This is a genomic window from Nocardioides pyridinolyticus, from assembly GCF_054653575.1.
This window is the reverse complement of the sequence record NZ_BAAIFY010000022.1, coordinates 1-18,800: the sequence shown is the minus strand read 5'-3', so window position 1 is coordinate 18,800 and position 18,800 is coordinate 1. Positions and strand designations below refer to the sequence as shown.

Here is an 18,800-nt window from a genome sequence, read left to right as displayed (position 1 = left end):
CTCCGGGATCGAAAAATCGGGGACCGGGACCCCGAAAACGGCCCTCGGAACGGCCCGGAAGTCAGTCGGTGATCCGGGCCCACGGAGCCGCTTCCTCGAGCTCGAACGCGAGCTCCAGGAGGGTCGACTCCCGGCCCGCTCCGGCCGCCAGCATCATGCCCTGCGGCAGCCCCTCGGACGTCGTCGCGAGGGGCAGCGAGATCGCCGGGTCCCCGGTGGCGTTCTGCCACGGGGTGAACGCGACCCAGTCCTGGATCCGCCCCATCACGGTGTCGTAGTCGGCGGTCGGGTCGAGGTGACCGACCTGCGGGGTGGGGAGCGCCAGCGTGGGCGTCAGCGACACGTCGTACCGCCGGTGGAACTCCGCGGAGACCCGCGGCAGCCGGCGCAGCCGGGCGATCGCGCCCGGGAGGCGGCGCAGGCGGCTGCGGCAGTGCCGGTCGAGCCCGAGCGTGAGGTTGTCGAGGCGGGCCCGGTCGAAGTCGGCACCGAGCTGGCGGCGGCCGGTACGCACGATCACCATCGCGAGCATCGACCAGTAGAGGAGGAAGTCGTCGGGCACGGTCGCCGGCGCCGGGTGGTCGATCTGGTCGACGCGGTGGCCGAGTTCCTCGAGCAGCCGGGCCGTCTTCAGCGTCAGCTCGACGACCTCGGGCGCGGCGTCCCGGCCGATCCCGGAGGTGTGCACGGCGATCCGCAGGCGAGCCCGGCCGGGCCGGGTGACGTCGCCGATCGGCGGGAGCCTGAGCTGGCGGTAGACGTACTCCGCCTCGCGCATGAAGGCCGCCGTGTCGCGCACGGAGCGGGTCACCACCCCGTCGGAGACGATGCGGACCGGCAGCTGCCGCGCGAACCTGTCCTGGGCGAGCCGATCGCGCGTCGGCTTGAGCCCGACGAGCCCGTTGATCGCGGCGGGGATGCGGATCGAGCCGCCTCCGTCGTTCGCGTGCGCGATCGGCACCGCGCCTGCGGCGACCAGCGCCGCGGAGCCGGCCGACGAGGCGCCGGCCGTGTGCGTGGTGTCCCAGGGCGACCGGACCGCGCCCAACCGGGGGTGCTCGGCCGACGGGCTGAAGCCGAACTCCGAGAGCCGGGTCTTGCCGAGCGGCACCAGCCCGGTGGCGAGGAACATCCGGGCGAAGTCGCCGTCGACCGGCGCGACCCGCGCCCGATAGGCGTCGCAGCCCTGCTGGGTCGGCATGCCCGCGACGTCGCAGTTGTCCTTGACGAAGGTCGGTACGCCGGCGAAGAAGCCGCCGCGCGGGTCCCGGGCCTCCGCCCGCGCCCGGTCGTAGGCGACGTGGGCGACCGCGTTGAGCTCGGGCGCGACCTTCTCGGTGCGGGCGATCGCGGCCTCGGTCACCTCGGGGATCGAGACCTGCCCCTCCTGGATCGCGGTGACCAGCCCGACCGCGTCGAGGTCCCCGAGGGCGTCCGGACCGAAGGCGTGCACGCGGCTCACGGCAGGGACACTAGACCGGAAGGCCGCCACCAGCACGCACATCGTGATCGCGGCTGCGGGTCACCCCTGGGAGAGGGCAGCCAACCTCGCGTCCACGGCCACCGGCGCGAGGACGTGGTCGAGCGCGAGCGCGCCGCAGCCGACGACACCGGCGCGGTCGCCGTGGGTGGCCGGCACGAACTGGAGGTCGCGGGTCGCGAGCGGGGCGGATCGGCGGTAGACGCTCTCGCGCACGCCGGCGACGTAGAAGTCGAACGCCGCCGCCATGTCGCCGCCGATGACGACCGCCACGGGGTTGAGCAGGTTGATCGCGACGGCGAGCACCTCCCCGAGCTCGCGGCCGCTGTCGCGCAGCAGGCCGCGGGCGAAGGAGTCGCCCTGGAGCGCGAGCGCCACCAGGTCGCGCACGTGGTCGACCGGCTGCCCCTCCTGCGCCATCCGCGCGACGAGCGCCCAGCCGGCGGCGATGGTCTCGAGGCAGCCGGTGGCACCGCATCGGCAGGGCAGGTCGCCCGCCGCGTCGACGGTGGTGTGGCCGATCTCGCCGGCCGCGCCGAGGTGGCCGCTGAGCACCCGGCCGTCGGCCACGATGCCGAGTCCGAGGCCGGTGGACGCCTTGACCACGAGGGCGTGCTCGAGCTGGCCGGACCCGGCGAGCAGCTCGGAGCGCGCGAGCACGTCGGCGTCGTTCGCGACGAAGAGCGGGGCCTCGGCGACCTCGGCGAAGTAGGGCGCCAGCTCGACGCCGTCCCAGCCGGACATCACCGGCGAGCCGATGGAGAGGCCGCGGACCGGGTCGAGCGTGCCCGGCAGGCTGAGGCCGATGCCCAGCACCGGCGGCTCGACGCCGTCGAGCATGCCCTTGAGCCGGTCGGCGATCGAGGGCAGCAGCTCGTCGGGGCCGGCGCCGACCTCGTGGTCGCGGGAGTCCGAGGACCGCTCCTGGCCGTCGAGGTCGAGGACCGCGAGCTGGCTGCGGGAGCGACCGATCGCGACCGCGAGCACGACGCCGGCGTCCTTGTTGAAGACCAGGGCGCCCGGCGGCCGGCCGCCGGTGGAGGCGAGCTCCTCGCCGATGAGCAGCAGCCCGCCCGCGGTGAGCGAGCTGACCCGCGCCGTCACCGCGGTGCGGGAGAGACCGGTGAGGGCGCGCAGCTGTGAGCGCGTCACGGCACGGCCGGTGCGGACGAGCTCGAGCAGCTCGCCCGCGGTCGCCGGAGCGGCACTCTCGCGGAGTTCGGCCAGCTGGGTCACGGGGCGAGCATAAACCTCCCTACTTAGATCGTCTAAAAACCTTAGTTGCGCTTGCATCATGCCAAAGACCTTCCTACGGTGGACGCCATGGACCACCATCCGGCCCCTCACGTGCTCCCGGACACGTGCGACTTCACGGTGTTCGGCGGGACCGGCGACCTCGCGCTCCGCAAGCTGCTTCCTGCGCTCTACCACCGCGACGTCGAGGGCCAGCTGGCCGCCGACTACCGGGTACTCGGGGTCTCGACGTCCGAGCTCGACGACGACGGCTGGCGCGGCGTGGTCCGCGAGGCACTCACGACGTACGTCGAGCCGAGCGACCTCTACGACGGCGCGGTCGACCGGTTCCTCGCCCGACTGCACCACCTCAGGCTCGACGCCGAGGACCCCGACGACTGGCACCGCTTCCATGCGCTGCTCAAGGACCGCCCGCACCCCGAGCAGACGGTCCGCGTCTTCTACCTCGCGGTCGCACCGTTGCTCTTCGGCTCGATCTGCCAGCGACTCGACGAGATCGGCGTCGTCGACGAGCGCGCCCGCGTGGTGCTGGAGAAGCCGATCGGCCACGACCTCGCCTCGGCCCGCGAGGTCAACGAGTCCGTCGGACGGGTCTTCGAGGAGTCGCAGATCTTCCGCATCGACCACTACCTCGGCAAGGAGAGCGTCCAGAACCTCCTCGTCACCCGCTTCGCCAACGCCTTCCTCGAGCCGCTGTGGAACTCCCGGTGGGTCGACCACGTGCAGATCACGGTGTCCGAGACCGTCGGCGTCGGCGGCCGCGGCGCCTACTACGACGCCGCCGGCGCGCTGCGCGACATGGTGCAGAACCACCTGCTCCAGCTGCTCTGCCTGGTCGCGATGGAGCCGCCGACCTACGTCGGCCGCGAGACCGTCCGCGACGAGAAGCTCAAGGTCCTCCAGGCCCTCAAGCCGATGACGCCGGCCGCCGTCGACGCCGACACCGTCCGGGGCCGCTACGGCGCGGGGCTGGTCGAGGGCGTCCCGGTCCCGTCCTACTCCGACGACCTCGGTCACGCCGGCTCGCGCACCGAGACCTTCGTCGCGCTCAAGACCGAGGTGCAGAACTGGCGCTGGGCCGGCGTCCCGTTCTACCTGCGCACCGGCAAGCGGATGGACCGCCGCGCGTCCGAGATCGTGGTGGTGTTCAAGGAGCCACCGCACTCGATGTTCCCGAACGCCGAGGGTGTGACCCAGCCGAACCGCCTGCACATCCTGGTCCAGCCCGACGAGGGCATGCGGCTCCACCTGACCGCCAAGGAGCCCGGCCCGGGCGGCTACCGGCTGCGCCCGGTGTCGCTCGACCTCAGCTACGCCAACGCCTTCGACGTGCGGCTGCCCGACGCCTACGAGCGGCTGCTCATGGACGTCATCAAGGGCAACCCGACCCTGTTCATGCGCCGCGACGAGGTCGAGGCCGCGTGGACGTGGACCGAGCCGATCCTGCAGCGCTGGGCGAGCTCGCCCGACCGGCCCAAGCGGTACGCCGCCGGCACCGACGGACCGACCGCCGCCGCCACGCTCCTCGAGCGCGACGGCCGAACCTGGCAGGAGCCCGACCAATGAGCACCCTCCACCCCACCGTCGCCGAGGTGACGGTCCGCATCGTCGAGCGCAGCGCGCCCGGCCGGGCCGAGTACCTCGCCCGGACCCGGGCCGCCGCGGACGCCGGACCGGCGCGCGGCCGGCTCGCGTGCGCCAACCTCGCGCACGGCTTCGCGGCCGCGGAGCCCGAGGGCAAGCTCGCTCTCCGCGGCCACGCGTTGCCCAACGTCGCGATCGTGTCGTCCTACAACGACATGCTCTCGGCGCACCAGCCGTTCCGCGACTACCCGGAGACGCTGAAGCAGGCGATCGTGCGGGCCGGCGGCATCGCGCAGTTCGCCGGCGGCGTCCCCGCCATGTGCGACGGCATCACCCAGGGCCGCGACGGGATGCAGCTCTCGCTCTACAGCCGCGACGTGATCGCGATGTCGACGGCCATCGCCCTGTCGCACGACATGTTCGACGGCGCGCTCATGCTCGGCGTCTGCGACAAGATCGTGCCGGGCCTGCTGATCGGCGCGCTGTCCTTCGGCCACCTGCCGACGATGTTCGTGCCGGCCGGGCCGATGGCCTCGGGCCTGGCGAACGCCGAGAAGGCCAAGGTCCGCCAGCTGTACGCCGAGGGCAAGGTCGGCCGCGACGAGCTGCTCGAGGCCGAGGCGGCGTCGTACCACTCCGCCGGCACGTGCACGTTCTACGGCACCGCGAACTCCAACCAGATGCTGATGGAGGTGCTCGGCCTGCACCTGCCGGGCTCGTCGTTCGTGAACCCGGGCACTCCCCTGCGCGACGCGCTCACCCGGGCCGCCGGGCGCCGCGTCACCGAGCTGACCCGCCAGGGTGGGGAGCCCACGCCGATCGGCGAGATCGTCGACGAGAAGGCGATCGTCAACGCCTGCGTCGCGCTGCTGGCGAGCGGCGGCTCGACCAACCACACCATCCACCTGGTCGCGATCGCCCGCGCCGCGGGCATCTCGCTGACCTGGGAGGACCTCGACGACCTCTCGGCCGCCGTCCCACTGCTCACCCGGATGTACCCGAACGGCGAGGCGGACGTGAACCACTTCCACGCCGCCGGAGGGGTCGCGTTCCTCGTGCGCACGCTGCTGGGCGCGGGCCTGCTGCACGAGGACGTGCGGACCGTGGCCGGCCCCGGACTGGCGCACTACACGCGCGAGCCCGTGCTGCGCGGCTCCGCCGTGGACGGGGACCTGACGTGGGAGGAGGGCCCGGAGCGGTCGCTCGACACGTCCGTGCTCCGCCCGGTCGCGGAGCCCTTCGACGCCGACGGCGGCGTGCGGATGCTGCGCGGCCCGCTCGGCCGTGCGGTCATCAAGACCTCAGCGGTGAAGCCGCAGCACCGGCTGGTCACCGCCCCCGCGGTGGTCTTCGACGACCAGCACGACTTCCTGGCGGCGTTCGGCGCGGGCGAGCTCGACGGGCGCGACTTCGTCGCGGTGGTCCGCTACCAGGGCCCCGCCGCCAACGGCATGCCGGAGCTCCACAAGCTCACCCCCGCGCTGGGCGTGCTCCAGGACCGCGGGCAGAAGGTCGCGATCGTCACCGACGGCCGGATGTCCGGCGCGTCGGGCAAGGTCCCGGCGGCGATCCACGTGACGCCCGAGGCCGCGCTCGGCGGTCCGCTGGCGCGGGTGCGTGACGGCGACCTGATCACCGTCGACGCCGACGGCCGGCTGCTCGACCTGCACGTCGACCACGACGACCTCCAGCGACGCCCGGTCACCGGACGCGCGCCGCAGGGCGCGGAGTGGGCGGGCACCGGGCGCGAGCTGTTCGCGGCCTTCCGTTCCACCGTCGGCTCGGCCGACACCGGCGCCAGCGTCTTCCCCGGCGTCACCGCCCCGCCCCAGGAGGTCCGCGTTGTCCAGCCTGCTTGAGACCGTGCCGGTGATGCCGGTCGTCGTCGCCCACTCCGCGGCCGAGGGCGTCGGCATCGCCCGCGCGCTCGTCGCCGGCGGGCTGCCCGCCATCGAGCTGACCCTGCGCACCGAGGCCGCGCTCGACGCGATCCGGGCCATCGCCGCCGAGGTGCCCGAGATCCTCGTCGGCGCCGGCACCATCACCCGCCCGGGCCACGCGAAGCTCGCGGCCGACGCGGGCGCGCAGTTCCTCGTCTCCCCCGGCACGACGGGCGCGCTGCTGCACGCCATGCGGGACACCGGCCTGCCGTTCCTGCCCGGGGTCGCCACGGTGTCCGAGGTGCTCGCCGCGACCGAGGCGGGCTGCACCGAGCTGAAGTGCTTCCCGGCCGAGGCGTCCGGGGGCGTCGCGTTCCTCAAGGCGGTCGGCGGCCCGGTCCCGTCGGCCCGCTTCTGCCCGACCGGGGGGATCACCGCAGCGAGCGCCCCGGCGTACCTCGCCCTCCCGAACGTGGGCTGCGTCGGCGGTTCCTGGCTGACGCCGGCCGACGCCGTCGCGGCCGGGGACTGGGACCGGATCAGCACGCTCGCCGCGGAGGCCGCCGCCCTGGCGCGCTGAGGGTGCTCAGCGTCCTCGCCTGAAGCAGCCGTCGAGGTGCGGGTCGAAGATCCCGATGGCCTGCATCAGCGCGTACATCGTGGTCGGCCCGACGAACGCGAAGCCGCGCTTCTTCAGGCCCTTGGACAGCGCGATCGACTCGGCGGAGGTCGTCGCGAGCTCGTCGTGGTCGCCCTCCGGGGCGAAGGAGAGCACGAACGCCTCCAGCCCCTCCGCCTCGCGCAGCGCGACGCTCGCCCGGGCGTTGGTGACCGCGGCCTCGATCTTGAGCCGGTTGCGCACGATCCGCGGGTCCTGCATCAGCCGCTCGACGTCGCCGGGACCGAACGCCGCGATCGCGTCGGCGTCGAAGCCGTGGAAGACCTCGCGGAACGCGGGGCGCTTGTTGAGGATCGTCGACCAGGACAGGCCGGACTGGAACGCCTCCAGCGTCAGTCGCTCCAGGTACGCCGCCTCGCCGCTGACCCGCCGGCCCCACTCCTCGTCGTGGTAGTCGCGCATCACGCCCGGGCCGCCGGCCCACGGGCAGCGCGCGACCCCGTCCTCCCCGATCACCGCCTGCATCACCGCCGGCATCAGCGGCGCTCGCGCAGCCGCGCGTTGGGCAGGGGCGGCGCGGGGATCGGGGGCAGGTGGTCGCCGACGACGCGGCCGAACCGGCCGTCGCGGACCAGCTGGCCGTCGGGGACGACGCGCTGGGCCGCACCGTCCTCGCGCAGGCCGCCCGCCTGGTCGGGCGACTCGGGCGGCCCGGTCTGGTCGAGGACCTGCGCCTGCCACTCCTCCCGGAAGCGGACGATCTCGTCGTGGTCCCGGCCGACGAAGTTCCACCACATCACGATGCTCTCGCCGAACGGCGGGCCGCCCAGCACCAGGACGCGGGCCGGCTGGTCGCCGGCGACCAGCGCGACCGCCGTACGACCGGGCGGGACGTAGGCCAGGTCGCTCGGCTTGGCCTCGACACCGTCCACCGCGACCACGCCGGTGTCGACGAGCACACCGTGCTCGAAGGTCGCGTCGACGTCCAGGTCGAGGCGGGTGCCGGGCTCGAGCAGCAGCTCGGCGCCGAGCAGCGGCGTGTGGGTCGCGACCGGGGAGCTCGAGCCGAGCAGCGAGCCGAGGAAGACGCGCGCCTCCCAGCCCTCGCCGGAGACCGGCTCGGGCGCGTGGTGCTCGAACGTCGGGTCCGCGTGGCGGGCGGCGTCGGGCAGGGCGACCCAGAGCTGGGCGCCGTGCAGCGTCTCGGTCGACGCCGGCGACACCTCGGAGTGGCTGATGCCGCGGCCGGCGGTCATCAGGTTCACCTCGCCGGGTCGCACCATCGCGTGGTGGCCGGCGCTGTCTCGGTGCTCGACCTCGCCCTCGAACAGCCAGCTCACGGTCTGGAGCCCGGTGTGCGGGTGCGGCGGCACCACCATGCCGCCGGTGTCGGCGACCCGGTCGGGCCCGTAGTGGTCGACGAAGCACCAGGCGCCGATGAGCGGCCGCTCCCGCTGCGGGAGAGTGCGCCGCACGCGCATGGCCCGCGGACCGCCCAGCGGCACGTCGCGGGGCGTCATGATCTCGATGCCGCCGCCCGCGGCGGTCACGCACTCGAGCTCGTCGGGCCTGTCCTCGAGGTTGCTCACCCTTCCATTGTGGCGCGGGTCAGCTCAGCTGGGTCGGCTCGACGTACCTCTTGGTCTCGTCGCCGCGCCCCGGGGGCGTCACCTTGTTGGCGTCGCTGGCGTGGACGACGCCGGTGCGTCCCCCGTCCGAGCGCTCCAGCCGGACGATGACCGACTTGTACGCCGGCTGGTTGCTGCCCTCGGCGGTGTGCTCCAGCGGCACCAGCGGGTTGGTCTCGGGGTAGTAGGCGGCGGCACAGCCCCGCGGCTGGTCGTAGGCCACGACCCGGAAGGTGGGCACCTGTCGCTCGGTGCCGTCCTCCCACTCGCTGACGATGTCGACCAGGTCGCCCTCGGCGAACCCGAGGGCCGCGATGTCGTCGCGGTGCACGAACACCACGCGACGCCCGCCCTCGATGCCGCGGTAGCGGTCGCTGAGGCCGTAGATGGTGGTGTTGAACTGGTCGTGCGACCGGATCGTCTGGAGCACCAGCCGGCCCGGCGGCACCTGGAGCACCTCGAGGGGGCTGACCGTGAAGATCGCCTTGTCCGCCTTCGTGGGGAAGGTCCGGGAGTCCCGCGGCGGGTGCGGCAGCGTGAAGCCCCCCGGCTTCTCGACCTTCTCGCCGTACGCCGCGCACCCGGGCACCACCCGGGCGATCCGGCGCCGGATCTGGGAGTAGTCGGCACGGAACTCCGACCAGGGGATGCCGCGCCCGCCCGGCAGCGTCGCCTCGGCGAGCGTGCAGACGATGTCGACCTCGGAGCGCAGGTGGGGCGAGGCGGGGGTCACCGGGCCGTGGGAGGAGTGCACCGCGGACATGGAGTCCTCGACGGTGATCCGCTGGAGGCGGCCACCGGTCATGTCCTTCTCGCTGCGGCCGAGCACGGGCAGGATCAAGGCCTCCTTGCCGTGCACGACGTGGGAGCGGTTGAGCTTGGTCGAGACCTGCACCGTCAGGTCCGCGGAGCGGAGCGCCTCCTCGGTGACCGACGTGTCGGGCGCCGCCGACACGAAGTTGCCGCCGAGGCCCATGAAGAACTTGGCGTCGCCGTCGCGCAGCGCCTTGATGGCCGCGACGCTGTCGAGACCGTGCTCCCGGGGCGGGTCGAAGCCGAACTCCTGCTGGAGCGCGTCGAGGAAGTGCTCCGGCGCGCGCTCCCAGATGCCCATCGTCCGGTCGCCCTGGACGTTGGAGTGGCCGCGCACCGGGCACAGGCCGGCGCCCGGCTTGCCGATGTTGCCCTGGAGGAACGCGAGGTTCGCGATCTCCTTCACGGTGGCCACCGCGTTGCGGTGCTGGGTGATGCCCATGGCCCAGCAGTAGATGGTCTTGTCCGACTCCTGGAGCATCCGCGCGGCCTGCTCGATCTCCGCCCGGTCGAGCCCGGTCGACCGGAGGACGGCGTCCCAGTCGAGGACGCCGAGCGCGGCGGCGTACTCCTCGAAGCCGGTGGTGTGCCGCTCGATGAAGTCGCGGTCGACGGCGCCGGCCTCCAGCAGGAGGTGCCCGAGGGCCTGGAGGAGCGCGAGGTCGCCGTTGGTCCGCACCTGGAGGTAGAGGTCGGCGAGGTCCGTGCCGGGACCGACCACCCCGCGGGCCTTCTGCGGGTTCTTGAAGCGGACCAGCCCGGTCTCCTTGAGCGGGTTGACCGCGATGATCTTCGCGCCGTTGCGCTTGGCCTCCTCGAGCGCCGAGAGCATGCGGGGGTGGTTGGTGCCCGGGTTCTGGCCCATGATCACGATGAGCTCGGCGTGGTGGACGTCGTCGAGCGTGACCGAGCCCTTGCCGATGCCGATCGTCTCGGCCAGGGCGACCGACGTGGACTCGTGGCACATGTTCGAGCAGTCGGGCAGGTTGTTCGTGCCGTAGGCACGGACGAAGAGCTGGTAGAGGAACGCCGCCTCGTTGGAGACCTTGCCCGAGGTGTAGAAGATCGCCTGGTCCGGGGCGATCGCGTTCAGGTGCCGCGCCATCATCGCGAACGCGTCGTCCCACGAGATCGGCTCGTAGTGGGTGCTGCCCTCGCGCACGACGTAGGGCTCGGTGATGCGCCCCTGCTGGTTGAGCCAGTAGTCGGTGTGCTCGGCGAGGTCGGCCAGGCTGTGGCGCGCGAAGAAGTCCCGGTCGAGGTGGTCGCGCGTCGCCTCGTCGGCGACGGCCTTGACGCCGTTCTCGCAGAACTCGGCCGTGTGGCGGTGCCCCGCGTCGGGGTCGGGCCACGCGCAGCCCTGGCAGTCGAACCCGTCGACCTGGTTGAGCCGCAGGAGCGTCTGCGCCGACCGGCGTACCCCCATGTGGTCCACGGCCCGCTTCATCGCCACCGCGACGGCCGGTATGCCGGCCGCGGAGTGCTTGGGTTCCCCGACCTTGACGTCGGCCTCGTCGATCTCGTGCTCACGTGCGCGTCGACCCATGTGGTCCTCCGATCCGTTCTCGCATCGCACCGTACCCGGCGGACCCGACCCCGATGCGCCTGGCTCGCAATGGCCCGTTCTGGCTCTGTCCGTACCCGGGCCGCAGCGGCTACGTTGCCGACCACCCGCCGCTCCGAGGAGGACCCATGTCCAGCAACGTGCCCCCGCCGCCGTCCGACCAGCCCTACCCGCCCCCGTCGGCCCCGCCCGGCGTACCGCGACCGGGCGGGCTCCTCGACCGGTTCCTCGCCCGCCTCATCGACGGCCTGATCCTCGGCGTCAGCGTCGGCGTGGTCAGCGGCGTGATCCGGACGATCTCCGATGGCTACCTGTCCTGGTTCATCACCACGGTGCTCGCCGCGGTGGCCTACCTGGCCTACTTCACCCTCCTGGAGTTCGGCCGCGGCCAGACGCTCGGCAAGCAGGTCCTCAAGCTCAAGGTGGTCGGGCCGGACGGTGTCTCGCTGCCCACCCAGGAGCAGGCCCTGCGCCGCAACATCTGGAACGCCTTCAGCATCGCCGGCGTGGTTCCCGTCATCGGCTCCCTCGTCGGCGGGGTCGCGAGCCTCGTCGCGGTCATCATGATCGCCGTCGGCATCAACGGCGACCCGGTCAACCGGCAGGGGTGGCACGACCGGTTCGCCGGCGGCACCCGCGTGCTCAAGATCGGCTGACCGTCAGCTGTTGCTGAACACGGCCGGGTCGTCCGGGCCGCGCCCCGCCCACGTCCAGGCGTAGGCCGGGTCGTCGACCGCGAGCCCGCCCTCCCCCAGGTCGAGCGGGGCGAACGTGTCGACCATGACCGCCGACTCCTCGAAGTACTCGACGCCCAGCGAGGCCTCGATCGCCGCCGGCTGCGGCCCGTGAGCGTGGCCGCCCGGGTGCAGCGAGATCGAGCCGATCCCGATGCCGGAGCCCTTGCGCGCCTCGTAGTCGCCGCCGACGTAGAACATGACCTCGTCGCTGTCGACGTTGGAGTGGTAGTACGGCACCGGGATCGCGAGCTCGTGGTAGTCGACCTTGCGCGGCAGGAAGTTGCAGACCACGAAGTTGTGGCCCTCGAAGACCTGGTGCACCGGCGGCGGCTGGTGGATCTTGCCGGTGATCGGCATGTAGTCGTCGATGTTGAACGTGTACGGGTAGAGGCAGCCGTCCCACCCGACCACGTCGAACGGGTGCGTCGCGTAGGTCAGCCGGGTGCCGACGACGCCGGCGCTGGTGCGGTGCTTGACCAGCACCTCGACGTCACGCCGCTGTTCGCCGGCCTCGACCGTGAACGGCTGCTCGGGGCCGTACAGGTCGCGCTCGCAGTACGGCGCGTGCTCGAGCAGCTGGCCGTAGCGGGAGAGGTACCGCTTCGGCGGCGCGACGTGGCTGTTGGCCTCGATCGCGTAGAGCCGGCTCGGCTCGGCGGGCACCCAGCGGTGGGTGGTCGCGCGGGGGATGACGACGTAGTCGCCGGTGCGGTAGCCGACCACGCCGAACACGGTCTCGACCACGCCGGTGCCGCTCTCGACGTACACGCACTCGTCACCGATCGCGTTGCGGTAGTACGGCGAGGGGTCGGTGCCCGTGACGACGTAGCCGATGCGGACGTCGTTGTTGCCGAGCACCGGGCGGCGGTCGGTGACGGCGTCGGTGCCGGTCTGGAGGTCGTGCAGCCTCAGGTGCCGCGGCTTGAGCGGGTGGTTGGGCGTCCGGGTCTGGTCGGGCAGCTCCCAGACCTCGCTCGCGACGATCGCCGACGGCACGCCGCGGTGGTAGAGCAGCGAGGAGTCGGACGAGAAGCCCTCCTCGCCCATCAGCTCCTCGCGGTAGAGGTGGCCGTCGCCGTCCCGGAACTGGGTGTGCCGCTTCGGGGGCACCTCCCCGATGCGTCGGTAATGGGCCATCGCGCTGCCTCTCCGTCCGCTTATCGGATGCGCTCGTCCGTTATGCGCATCATGGTTAGAGTAGCCACCGTGTCAACGGAAGCGCTTCCCGCCGGCCTCCGGGGCCTCGTCGACGACGCCGCGGTCTTCCCGCCGGGCGACGCCCCGCTCGCGCAGGCCGCCGCTGACCACCAGGCCCGCCGGTCGGAGCCGTACGGCGACCTCGTCGCCACGTTCGTGGCGCGGGACACCGACCTCCCCGAGCTCAAGGCCACGCCGCTCGCCCTGTCGGTGGTGGTGACCGGCGGCGCCGGCAACATCGGCGGGCTCGCCTCGTTCTCGCGCAAGCTGCACATCGGCGTCGAGGGGATCGAGATCGCGCTGCGCGACCTCGACGACCTGGCCGGCAACGCCCGCCGAGTGGGGGCCGCGGTCGACGCCGCCCGGGACGAGGGCCAGCTCGACGACCACGTCCCGGTCTATGTCGAGCTCCCGGCCCACGGGTCGGAGCCGGTCCCGGGGGCGGCCTGGCTGGCAGCGGCGGACGAGGTGGCGGCACGGGGGTTCCGGCTGAAGTTCCGGACGGGCGGCCTCGATGCGGCGGCGTACCCCTCCTCGGCGACGCTGGCCGGCTGGATCGACGCGGCGCTGGACCGGGAGACGCCGTTCAAGTGCACCGCCGGGCTGCACCGCGCGGTGCGGCACACCGGCGACGACGGCTTGGAGCACCACGGGTTCCTCAACCTGCTCGTGGCGACGCGGCTGGCCTGGGACGGCGCCGCGCGGGACGAGGTCGTGGCCACGCTGGAGGAGCGCTCCGGCGACGCGCTGGACACCGTCGAGCTCGACCGCGCACGGCGCTGGTTCACCTCGTTCGGCTCCTGCTCGGTGAGCGAGCCGCTCGACGACCTGATCGCCCTCGGACTGCTGGAGAAGCCGTGACCACCCCGACACCGAGCTGGGTCCCCGGAGCCGCCGCCTCCCCCTTCGACGTCGACAACCTGCCGTACGGCGTCTTCTCGCGTCCCGGCGAGGAGCCGCGGGTGGGCGTGCGGATCGGCGACTTCGTCGTCGACCTCGCGCCGGTCGCCGCGGCGGAGATGCTCGACGTGCACCACGTGTTCGAGGAGCGCTCCCTCAACGCGCTGATGGCCGAGGGGCGGCAGGTCCGGTCGTCCGTGCGCCAGTGGGTGACCGGCCTGCTCAGCGACGAGACCGAGCGCGACCTGGTCGAGCCGAACCTGGTCCCGCTGGCCGACGTCGAGCTCCACCTGCCCGTCGAGGTCGCCGACTACGTCGACTTCTACGCCTCGATCGACCACGCCACGAACGTCGGCAGGATCTTCCGTCCCGACGGCGAGGCGCTGCTGCCGAACTGGCGGCACCTCCCGGTCGGCTACCACGGACGCGCGGGCACCGTCGTCGCGTCCGGCACTCCCGTGGTTCGGCCGACCGGGCAGAAGCCCGGCGGCGGATTCGGACCGTCCACGCGGCTGGACGTCGAGGCCGAGCTCGGCTTCGTGGTCGGCACCGGCTCGACGCTCGGGTCGCCCGTGCCCTACACGGCCTTCGCCGACCACGTCTTCGGGGTCGTCGGCCTCAACGACTGGTCGGCCCGCGACATCCAGGCCTGGGAGTACGTCCCGCTCGGCCCGTTCCTCGGCAAGTCGTTCGCGACCTCGATCTCCCACTGGGTCACCCCGCTCGAGGCGCTCGACGCGGCCTGGGTCGACCTGCCGGGGCAGGACCCGGAGCCGCTCCCCTACCTCGGACCCGGCGCGACGCAGGGCCTCGACATCACCGTGGAGGTCGTCGTGAACGGCGACGTCATCAGCCGACCGCCGTACTCCTCGATGTACTGGTCGCCCGCCCAGATGCTCGCCCACCTCACCGTCAACGGCGCCTCGCTGCGCACCGGCGACCTCTACGCCTCCGGCACGATCAGCGGCCCCTCGCCCGACCAGCGCGGCTCGCTGCTGGAGATCGGCTGGGGCGACGAGTCCGCCTTCCTCGCCGACGGCGACACCGTCACGCTGCGCTACACCGCTCCGTCGGTCTCGGGCGGACGCCTGGCGCTGGGCGAGGTCGTGGGCACCGTGGAGCCCACGCGGGGCTGACGGCGCTCCGCTGGTCCCCGGTACGGTCGATGGCGCCGTCGTCGCGGTCTCATCCGGCCGCGGGCTCCCGACGCACGCGACGACTGGGCCGGTCCTCGTCGCCGCGAGAACCGGCCCACTCCTTCAGGGTCTGCGACTCACCCCACTCGCTTCATGGGCGGGATGTAGGCGTACGGCAGCACCCGCCGGAGATAGGTGTTCGCGCCGTGGATGGCCAACTCGAGCGTCGGCGCCAGCGTGCCGCCGAACACAGGTCCGTTCTCGCCCGGGATCGTGTCGATGAAACTCTGGACGAGCAGGTTGGGCATCACTTCGTGGCTGTAGTTCTGGACCGGTGCCTCCGGGGGGTTGCCGAGCACCAGCGCACTGCCGTTGAGCGGCTTGTAGGCGCTGCGCAACGAAGGTCCGACGAACCCGTAGACCCCGTCCGGCCCGGTCAGCCCTGGGGCGTAGGTGAACTGATGGCTGATCGTGAACAGGTAGTAGACGCCGTTGCGGACTACCAGGTGGGGACGTTCGGTCTGCTGGTTCACACAGTTCGCCGAGAGCACCGGCGGCAGCAGCTTCCACTTCGTCAGAGCCTTGTTCGTGGCGCGCATCAGTCCGATGTTGCCGGTGTAGAGGTTGGAGTCTTCAGGAACCTCGTGCCCCGGGGGCAGGGTCCCGAGGTCGCGGCGCTTGCACTCGTAGGTTCCGCCGAGCCCGCCGGTGTTGCCCTCGAAGAGTGCGTAGACCTTCCTGTCGGCCGGATCGCGGAACACGAAGGGGTCGCGGAAGGCGTAGATGATGGGAGATCCTTCGCTCTGCTCGAGCGTCTGGTACATCTCTCCGTCGGGCTCAGCGATGATGCGGTGTCGGTCGAACCCGGTGAACCAGACCCGCTCGTCATCAGCGTGGATCCTGCCCTTCGACATGGCGAGCCGCTGCAGCGGGTCGTCGGGATTGATGCCGCCGTTGTCGTGACCGGAGGCGGTGTAGAACGCGTTGACCTGCCGGGCGCCGGTGAGGATCGCCGTGCCCGCCCACTCCCGTGATCCGAGGGATGCGCCTTCGGGGAAGAGGTGGCCGCCGTACGTCCAGGACTGACCCGACCGCGAGTAGAAGTAGCCGATGCGTGCCTGCCAGTGTCGGTCGCCGAACCCGATGTCGCGCGGCGCAACCAGCGAGAAGATCACGGACCATCCCTTGTAGGCCAATGGCTTGGTGTCGAGGCCGGTCAGTGGCCAGGTGTCCCAGACCCAGACCTGGTCGGTCATGATCGGGAAGCTCTCGGGGATTCGGGGTGCCGTTGTCGTGAGGTCGGGATGCACCTTGAGCGCGTCCGACCGCCGCCAGGTCGCGGTGAAGTCCGCGCCGGGCGGATAGGTCGCCGCCCTGCGGATCTTGTGCATGGAGACGCCGTACGTCTGCTTGTGCTTGGCGACGCTGTGGGACGGCCGCAAGCGCGGTCCCTCAGGATCGGAGGACGGCATTGCGGCTGTGGCCGCTGCCGGGAGGGCGAGCGCAACCGTTGTCGTGAGAACGAGGAGCAGTTTGAAGCGGGGTCGACTCATGAGCGGACTCCCTTCCGTGGAGTCAACCAAAGGCGTGGAGAGACCAGGTGCGTGGAAGACGCGGACCCACCGCCCACGACGCCCACGACACCCTGGGCGTATCGAGAAACCGCCGTCTGCTCAACAGGATCCCGAGAACCGAACAAGCGCTTCTTTTGCATTAGATGCCCGTCCGCACATCGGCGCAAGGGGCGACCGAGTTCGCCTCGAGGGTGCTGCACCATGGAGCGCACGTGCACGACGCGTAGGTGGCGGTCGCCACAGGACCTTCGTTGCCGCGCCCTGCCGCGGGCGGCCCATGGGTCGGCTCCAGCAGGACGACCGCCAGTCGAAGGACTCAAGCGCCTTTGTCCACGACCTGGACGAACCGGAAACCCCCTCGCGGGCACCGACATGGGCCGAGCCAGGTCGATGCCCGATCCACGGCGCATTGGCCGGTCGAGGGTCGGGCCTGCCTTCCGGCGTGCCAGCCTTCCTCACCGACCGAGCACACAGAGCCCCTACCCTGAGGCCATGTACGACGGGCCTGCCCGTGGTGGTCGTCGGGAACGGGCCGGTGGGTCAGACGACCGCCCTGCTGCTGGCCCGGTGGGAGATCCCAACCGTGGTCCTCGACGCGCACCGATGCCGGGAGGCGGTCGGGTCGCGCTCGATCTGCCAGCAGCGCGATCGCCGAGGAGTACGACGTCGAGCGCCGGGCCGCCATCCAGGAGAACCTCGCGATCACCACGCGCACGATGGACTTCCTGGTCCCGCAGACCGAGGCCGGGTGGGCGCACCGCCTCGATGTCCTCGAGCGCGGAGTCAGCGACCCCGCGGCCCGCGCTCAGACCGACTCGGGCAAGCTCTACGCCCCGTTCCGGTTACGGCGACGCCCCGGATCCGCTCGCCGGCGCGCTGCACCCCGGTCACCGCGTCTGCCGCCAGGCCCGGCTGGCGCGCGGCAAGTTCCTCACCCACGACAATCTGGTTGTCCGGCCCGACGGTCACGTTGTTGGCTGGCGTCGTGAGTGACATCGAGGTGGGCGTGGCCACCGACGCCGAGCGCTTCGTGCGCACCGACACCGTCGTGTGGTTCCAGGAGGTGCTGCCGGCCCCGGCCGAGGAGCATCTGCTCGGGCTGCCGGCCGACCTGCGGTTCGCGGCCGAGACCGACGGGCCGAGCGACCCATCGACGTACCCGGGCATCTACGGCGCCTACCCGCTCGAGCTGGCCGTCCCCGGTGGCGACCTCGTACCGTGCGCCGGGCTCACATGGGTGGGCGTGCACCCGGACCACCGCCGCCGCGGCGTGCTGTCCGCGATGCTGCGCCATCATCTCGAGCAGGTCCACGACACCCCGGGCACGCACGTGTCCGCGCTGCACGCGAGCGAGCCCGCGATCTACGGGCGGTACGGCTACGGTCTCGCGTCGCTGGAGCTGCCGATCACCCTCGGTCGCGGGGCGTCGCTGACGGCGCCCGGCCTCGACGAGGCCGCGGCCACGATCACGACGCGGATGGCCGACGCCTCCGACCCCGACACTCCACATCGCATGCACGTGGTCCACCGCACGCACGCCGACACCGGTGCGATCGTCGGCGCCCCCGCGTACTACGAGCGCGTGTGCCAGTCCTTCCCGTAGCAGCTGCGCGACAAGGAGCCGTGGCGGCTCCTGTTCGCCCAGCGCGATGGTGAGGACGTCGGCTTCGCGATGTTCCGGCGCACTGCCAAGTGGGAGGCCGCCCGCCCCAGCGGCGCTCGACGTCTTCGTCGTCGTGGGCGAGCCGGCGACGCGGCTCGCCCTGCTGCGCCGGCTCGTCGACTTCGACCTGATCGGCAGCGTCATGCTGCGCACCGGCAGTGCCGACGACCCGGTCCTCGCCTGGGTGGGCGGGCCGCGGTCGGCGGCTGCGGTCGAGACCTACGACAGCCTCTGGCTCCGCCTCGTCGACCTGCCGGAGGCACTCGCCGCTCGCGCGTGGAGCGCGCCGTGCGACGTGGTCGTCGAGGTCGCCGACGCCTACGCCCCCTGAAACGCGGGCACCTGGCGGATCGTCGCCGACGCCACCGGTACGGCGGTGGCCGATGGCACCGCGGCCGACGCCGACCTGCGGCTGCCGGTGGACGCCCTCGGCTCGGCGTACCTCGGCGGCGGCAACCTGGTCGCCCTCGCCCGCGCCGGCCGCATCGCCGAGGCGCGGCCGGGCGCGGCCGCCGAGCTCTGGCGGGCGATGCGCACCGATGTCGCGCCCGCGGCGTCGATCATGTTCTAGTATCCTGAGTCAAAAGTTCACCTACAGCGGACGGGGTGCCCGACCACCTCGAGGTGCACCTGGTGATGGACAACGCCTCCACCCACAAGACCCCCGCAATCCAACGCTGGCTAGCGGCACACCCCCGGTTCACGATCCACTTCACCCCGACCTCGAGCTCCTGGCTCAACCTGGTCGAACGCTGGTTCAGCGAGCTGACC

Annotated in this window: 15 protein-coding genes and 2 pseudogenes; 10 read left to right on the top strand and 7 right to left on the bottom strand. The window is 72.2% G+C overall.

The features are described from left to right. Positions 1-61 precede the first annotated feature (61 nt). Positions 62-1,462 (bottom strand): amidase, encoded by a 1,401-nt coding sequence (locus tag ACYQ0U_RS17225; RefSeq protein WP_459975111.1) that lies wholly within the window; start codon positions 1,460-1,462, stop codon positions 62-64. 60 nt (positions 1,463-1,522) lie between these two features. Continuing rightward, positions 1,523-2,716 (bottom strand): ROK family protein, encoded by a 1,194-nt coding sequence (locus ACYQ0U_RS17220; RefSeq protein ID WP_459975110.1) that lies wholly within the window; start codon positions 2,714-2,716, stop codon positions 1,523-1,525. 87 nt (positions 2,717-2,803) lie between these two features. Here ACYQ0U_RS17220 and zwf point away from each other — a divergent pair, with 87 nt between their 5' ends. The 3 genes from zwf to eda are packed head-to-tail and all read left to right on the top strand — an operon-like array spanning position 2,804 to position 6,778. Next, positions 2,804-4,300, top strand: coding sequence for a glucose-6-phosphate dehydrogenase (zwf, locus tag ACYQ0U_RS17215; RefSeq protein ID WP_459975109.1), 1,497 nt, complete (start codon positions 2,804-2,806; stop codon positions 4,298-4,300). Further along, positions 4,297-6,177, top strand: coding sequence for a phosphogluconate dehydratase (gene edd / locus ACYQ0U_RS17210; RefSeq protein ID WP_459975107.1), 1,881 nt, complete (start codon positions 4,297-4,299; stop codon positions 6,175-6,177). The genes zwf and edd overlap by 4 nt, the downstream gene beginning before the upstream one ends. Continuing rightward, the gene (gene eda / locus ACYQ0U_RS17205) at positions 6,161-6,778 is read left to right on the top strand and encodes a bifunctional 4-hydroxy-2-oxoglutarate aldolase/2-dehydro-3-deoxy-phosphogluconate aldolase (RefSeq protein ID WP_459975105.1); all 618 of its coding nucleotides are present in this window, start codon (positions 6,161-6,163) and stop codon (positions 6,776-6,778) included. Before edd ends, eda begins: the two co-directional genes overlap by 17 nt. A 6-nt stretch (positions 6,779-6,784) precedes the next feature. Here the strand turns inward: eda and ACYQ0U_RS17200 are convergent, their stop codons facing one another. From ACYQ0U_RS17200 to ACYQ0U_RS17190, 3 genes are read right to left on the bottom strand one after another with little or no spacing between them, the layout of a single operon-like run. Next, positions 6,785-7,354, bottom strand: coding sequence for a DNA-3-methyladenine glycosylase I (locus ACYQ0U_RS17200; protein WP_459975103.1), 570 nt, complete (start codon positions 7,352-7,354; stop codon positions 6,785-6,787). Beyond that, positions 7,354-8,406, bottom strand: coding sequence for a pirin family protein (locus ACYQ0U_RS17195; protein ID WP_459975101.1), 1,053 nt, complete (start codon positions 8,404-8,406; stop codon positions 7,354-7,356). The genes ACYQ0U_RS17200 and ACYQ0U_RS17195 overlap by 1 nt, the downstream gene beginning before the upstream one ends. Before the next feature lie 19 nt (positions 8,407-8,425). Then, complete coding sequence (locus ACYQ0U_RS17190) at positions 8,426-10,804, bottom strand: FdhF/YdeP family oxidoreductase (RefSeq protein ID WP_459975099.1); 2,379 nt, start codon at positions 10,802-10,804, stop codon at positions 8,426-8,428. Between the two features lie 146 nt (positions 10,805-10,950). On the opposite strand from ACYQ0U_RS17190, the gene ACYQ0U_RS17185 reads away from it, so the two are divergent. Further along, positions 10,951-11,478 carry an RDD family protein gene (locus ACYQ0U_RS17185; RefSeq protein ID WP_459975097.1) on the top strand — a complete coding sequence of 176 codons (528 nt, stop codon included), beginning with the start codon at positions 10,951-10,953 and terminating at the stop codon, positions 11,476-11,478. Positions 11,479-11,481: 3 nt separating this feature from the next. On the opposite strand, the gene ACYQ0U_RS17180 is transcribed toward ACYQ0U_RS17185, so the two are convergent. Beyond that, positions 11,482-12,696 carry a homogentisate 1,2-dioxygenase gene (locus tag ACYQ0U_RS17180; protein WP_459975095.1) on the bottom strand — a complete coding sequence of 405 codons (1,215 nt, stop codon included), beginning with the start codon at positions 12,694-12,696 and terminating at the stop codon, positions 11,482-11,484. 69 nt (positions 12,697-12,765) lie between these two features. On the opposite strand from ACYQ0U_RS17180, the gene ACYQ0U_RS17175 reads away from it, so the two are divergent. Together ACYQ0U_RS17175 and fahA are read left to right on the top strand one after the other, a co-directional pair. After that, complete coding sequence (locus ACYQ0U_RS17175; protein ID WP_459975093.1) at positions 12,766-13,617, top strand: hypothetical protein; 852 nt, start codon at positions 12,766-12,768, stop codon at positions 13,615-13,617. Beyond that, positions 13,614-14,792 carry a fumarylacetoacetase gene (gene fahA, locus ACYQ0U_RS17170; protein WP_459975091.1) on the top strand — a complete coding sequence of 393 codons (1,179 nt, stop codon included), beginning with the start codon at positions 13,614-13,616 and terminating at the stop codon, positions 14,790-14,792. The genes ACYQ0U_RS17175 and fahA overlap by 4 nt, the downstream gene beginning before the upstream one ends. Positions 14,793-14,929: 137 nt before the next feature. Here the strand turns inward: fahA and ACYQ0U_RS17165 are convergent, their stop codons facing one another. Continuing rightward, a complete protein-coding gene (locus ACYQ0U_RS17165) occupies positions 14,930-16,234 on the bottom strand; it encodes a glycoside hydrolase family 68 protein (RefSeq protein WP_459975089.1) in 1,305 nt (434 codons plus the stop codon). Positions 16,235-17,351: 1,117 nt separating this feature from the next. On the opposite strand from ACYQ0U_RS17165, the gene ACYQ0U_RS17160 reads away from it, so the two are divergent. From ACYQ0U_RS17160 to ACYQ0U_RS17145, 4 genes and pseudogenes are all read left to right on the top strand, one after another. Then, positions 17,352-17,969 (top strand): GNAT family N-acetyltransferase, encoded by a 618-nt coding sequence (locus tag ACYQ0U_RS17160; RefSeq protein ID WP_459975087.1) that lies wholly within the window; start codon positions 17,352-17,354, stop codon positions 17,967-17,969. Between the two features lie 133 nt (positions 17,970-18,102). Beyond that, positions 18,103-18,360, top strand: coding sequence for a hypothetical protein (locus ACYQ0U_RS17155; RefSeq protein WP_459975085.1), 258 nt, complete (start codon positions 18,103-18,105; stop codon positions 18,358-18,360). Positions 18,361-18,372: 12 nt separating this feature from the next. Then, a pseudogene (locus tag ACYQ0U_RS17150) lies at positions 18,373-18,600 on the top strand (sterol carrier protein domain-containing protein); the annotation flags it as partial. Between the two features lie 35 nt (positions 18,601-18,635). Further along, positions 18,636-18,800, top strand: a pseudogene (locus tag ACYQ0U_RS17145) (transposase); the annotation flags it as partial.

Excerpts from the sequence above, each read along its gene's own strand:
- edd (WP_459975107.1), top strand. The coding sequence starts at position 4,297 with ATGAGCACCCTCCACCCCACCGTCGCCGAGGTGACGGTCCGCATCGTC.
- ACYQ0U_RS17180 (WP_459975095.1), bottom strand. The coding sequence starts at position 12,696 with ATGGCCCATTACCGACGCATCGGGGAGGTGCCCCCGAAGCGGCACACC.
- ACYQ0U_RS17200 (WP_459975103.1), bottom strand. The coding sequence starts at position 7,354 with ATGCCGGCGGTGATGCAGGCGGTGATCGGGGAGGACGGGGTCGCGCGC.
- ACYQ0U_RS17185 (WP_459975097.1), top strand. The coding sequence starts at position 10,951 with ATGTCCAGCAACGTGCCCCCGCCGCCGTCCGACCAGCCCTACCCGCCC.
- ACYQ0U_RS17190 (WP_459975099.1), bottom strand. The coding sequence starts at position 10,804 with ATGGGTCGACGCGCACGTGAGCACGAGATCGACGAGGCCGACGTCAAG.
- zwf (WP_459975109.1), top strand. The coding sequence starts at position 2,804 with ATGGACCACCATCCGGCCCCTCACGTGCTCCCGGACACGTGCGACTTC.